Source organism: Acidovorax sp. CF316, from assembly GCF_000276605.1.
In the GTDB taxonomy this organism is placed as follows: Bacteria; Pseudomonadota; Gammaproteobacteria; order Burkholderiales; family Burkholderiaceae_C; genus Acidovorax.
The window spans coordinates 1-3,622 of record NZ_AKJX01000290.1 but is presented as its reverse complement, the minus strand read 5'-3'; the positions used below and the strand labels follow the sequence as shown (position 1 = coordinate 3,622).

Genomic DNA, 3,622 nt, shown 5'->3' with positions numbered 1-3,622 from the left:
GTGTTTTTTTTTAATGATACGGCGACCACCGAGATCTACACTCTTTCCCTACACGACGCTCTTCCGATCTAATGATACGGCGACCACCGAGATCTACACTCTTTCCCTCACGCCATACACGGCGTGCTGCAGCGCCGGGCAGGCGCGCTGCAGGGCCTGCTCCAGGTCGGCGGCATTGGCGGCATGGTCCCAGCCCTGCATGTCTTCGGGTGCCGGGCCTTCGATGATGACCACCAGGTTCTGCAGCTCGCCACGCCGCACGGGGTACTGCACCACGTGCAGGCGCGGGCCCAGCCAGGCGGTGATCTGCTGGGTGCGCAGGGCCTTGGGCAGGGCCTCCTGCGGCACCAGGGCACGGTAGGCCAGGTGGCCCGTGGCGCGCGGCGCGGTGCCGCCCAGCAGTTGCAGGCGCGTGCCGCTCCACAGGCCGTCGGCCCCCACCAGCGCGTCGCCCTCCACCTCCTTGCCGCGGCTGGTGCGCACGGTGACGGCGGTTTCGGCCCCCGGGATGGGGCTCGTGGCCGTGCTGCCGTCGGTGAAGCCCTCGATGGCGTGCGCCAGGTTCAGCTGGGTGTCGGTGTACTTGGTGACGGCGGCCAGCAGCAGGCTGTGCAGGTCGGCGCGGTGGATGGTGGCATAGGCGGCGCCATAGCGCTCGATGGCGGTGGCGCCCAGCGGCAGCTCGGCCAGTTCGCGCCCCGACAGGGCGCTGCGCACCTGCAAGCGGGCCGGAAACGCGGCCACCGACTGCAGCGGCCGGTGCAGGTCCCAGGCCTGCAGGCGGCGCACCACGTTGGGCCCGAGCTGCACGCCCGCCCCCACCTCGCTGAAGGCCGCGGCGCGCTCGTAGAGCCGCACATCCCAACCGGCGCGCGATGCGCCCAGGGCCGCAGCCAGCCCGCCTATGCCCCCGCCCGCCACCAGCACCTGTTTCTTCATGCGCCGATTGTCGCCCGCCCGGTGCGCCCCGGGTTTGTCATGGCGCAGGAAGCAGGGCGCGCTCCAGCATCTCGGCCGGCATGGGGCGCGCGAACAGGTAGCCCTGGAAGGCCTGGCAGCCGTGGCGCTGCAGGAACTCGAACTGGCCCGGTGTCTCCACCCCTTCGGCCACCACCGAAAGATCGAGGCTGCGCGCCAGGGCCAGGATGGTGCGCACGATGGCGGCATCGTTGGGGTCGGTCTGCAGGTCGCGCACGAAGCCCTGGTCGATCTTGAGCTGGTCCAGCGGCAGGCGCTTGAGGTAGCTGAGCGAGGAGTAGCCGGTGCCGAAGTCGTCCATTGAAAAACCCACCCCGTGGCGGCGCAACTGCTCCATGCGGGCGATGCTGTCCTCCACATCGGTGAGCAGCAGGCTTTCGGTCAGCTCGAAGCGCAGGCGCTCGGGGTTGGCGCCGCTGGCCTGCAGCGCACCGAGCACCTGGGTCACGAAATCGGGCTGGCGGAACTGGCGCACGCTCACATTCACCGACAGGAAGAAGGGGCGCGTGAGCGCGCTGCGCGACCACAGCACCAGCTGGGCACAGGCGGCTTCCAGCACCCACTGGCCCAGCGGCAGGATGAGGCCGGTCTGCTCGGCCAGCGGGATGAACTCGCCGGGCAGCACCAATCCCCGGCGCGGGTGGTTCCAGCGCACCAGGGCCTCGGCGCCGAGCAGCTTGCCGGAGGCATCCACCACCGGCTGGCAGTACAGCAGCAGCTCCTGCTGGTTCAGGCCGCGGCGCAGGTCGGCCTCCAGCGCCGCGCGCATGCTCACGGCGGCCTGCATGTCGGGGTCGAAGAAGCGCTGCGTGTTGCGCCCCGCCGCCTTGGCCTGGTACATGGCCAGGTCGGCATGCTTGAGCAGCTCGTCCGGCGTGGACGGGCGCTGCCCGAACAGCGCGATGCCGATGCTGGGCGTGCTGTGGTGGCTGATGCCGTCCATGTCGTAGGGCTTGCCCAGGGCGGCCAGGATGCTCTGCGCAATGGTCGCGGCCTCGCTGCTGGCATGCGCCACGTCGCTGTGCAGGCCGTCGAGCAGCACCACGAATTCATCACCGCCAAAACGGGCCACGGTGTCGCTCTCGCGCACGCAGGACAGCAGGCGCCTGGCCACGCGCACCAGCAACTGGTCACCGGTGTCGTGGCCCAGCGTGTCGTTGAGGTCCTTGAAGTTGTCGAGGTCGATGAACAGCAGCGCGCCATGCGCGTGGCTGCGCCCGGCCGCCACGGTGGCGCGCTGCAGGCGGTCCATCAGCAGGCGGCGGTTGGGCAGGCCGGTGAGCGCGTCGAAGAACGCCAGCCGCTCGATCTGCAGCTCGGCCTGCTTGCGCTCGGTGATGTCACGCCCCACTCCCCTGTAGCCGCGCAGCACGCCCTGGCCGTCGAACACGGGCACCCCGCTCACCGAGATCCAGTGCATGCTGCCATCGGGCCGCTGGCGCTGCAGCTCCAGGTCGCGGAACGGCTGCTGCGCCGCGAGCACCGCGCGGTGGGCGTCCCAGTCGGCATCGCCCATGTTGAGCGCGCCGATCTCCCAGCGGGTACGGCCCATCACGCTCGACAGGGGGATGCCGTTGACGCTCAGGTCGCCCGCCAGCTGCACGAAGCGGCCATCGGCGTCGTGCTCCCAGTACCAGTCTGAGGACAGGTCGCTCAGGCCGCGAAAGCGCGCCTCGCTCTCGCGCAGCTCATTTTCCACACGCACATAGTCGCTCACGTCGGTGAAGGTGCGCACCAGCCCGCCATCGGGCAACCGCGTGGTGCGCACTTCGAAGGTGCGGCCATCGCGCGTGGTGCGCCAGTAGACCTCGGGCGAGGGGTCCACGGCGGAGCGCGCAATGTAGTCGCGCCCGCGGTGGTCCACCAGGTTGTAGCCGCTGCCGAAATCCCCCCGCTCGGCCTGCAGCTGCGTGAGCTCGGCCAGGGTGGGCCGGGCGGCCATCAGCGATTCGGGCAGGTTCAGCAGCTCCAGCACGCGCTGGTTGTAGATGGTGATGCGACCGTCCGGCCCGGTCCGGAAGATGCCTTGGCTCATGCTCGCCAGCGTGACCTGCAGGCCCTGGCGCTGCTCCTGCAGCAGGGTCAGCGCCTCGTGCCAGATGCGTGCATCCACCGTGCGCATGGGCTGCTGCGCCGCCCCGGGGACGGCGACCGCGCCCTGGCGGCCCACCAGCGCGGACAGGCGGTGCACCAGCTCGGGCAGGTGGCTGCCATCCGCTGCGCGCAGCGCATAGTCCCCCAGGCCGCAGCGAAAGCCGCGTGCCGCCAGGGCCTCCTGCTGCGCATCGAGGCACAGCAGCACCGGGCGCCCGGCGCACAGCTCGAGCAGGCTGGGCAGCTCCTGGATCTGCGGGTCCAGGCACAGCACCAGCGCATCCCAGGTCTGCGCCGCCAGCAGCAGGGAGGCGGCCTCGGCCGAGGGGCTGTGCACCACGCGCCAGCCCGGGCAGCGCTGGGCCAGCACGGCGATGGCCGCCTGCGCGTGCGGCGCATCGCCATCCACCCACAGCACGGTGGCGGCAGGTGCGGGCGCGGCGGGGGTGGGCCCTGGCACGGCGGTCATGGCGCTTCGGCGGCAGGGGCCGGGACCGGGGGCTCGGGCAGGTGTTCACGCTCGAACAGGTCCACCGGCACAGGCCTGCCA

General features: G+C 71.1%; 1 protein-coding gene and 1 pseudogene. Both read right to left on the bottom strand.

The window, feature by feature from the left end:
• Positions 1-108 precede the first annotated feature (108 nt).
• Positions 109-939 (bottom strand): annotated as a pseudogene (locus PMI14_RS32480) (FAD-dependent monooxygenase); the annotation flags it as partial.
• A gap of 37 nt (positions 940-976) precedes the next feature.
• On the bottom strand, positions 977-3,541 hold the full coding sequence (locus PMI14_RS32475) for a bifunctional diguanylate cyclase/phosphodiesterase (RefSeq protein WP_007861893.1): 2,565 nt from the start codon (positions 3,539-3,541) through the stop codon (positions 977-979).
• Positions 3,542-3,622 lie beyond the last annotated feature (81 nt).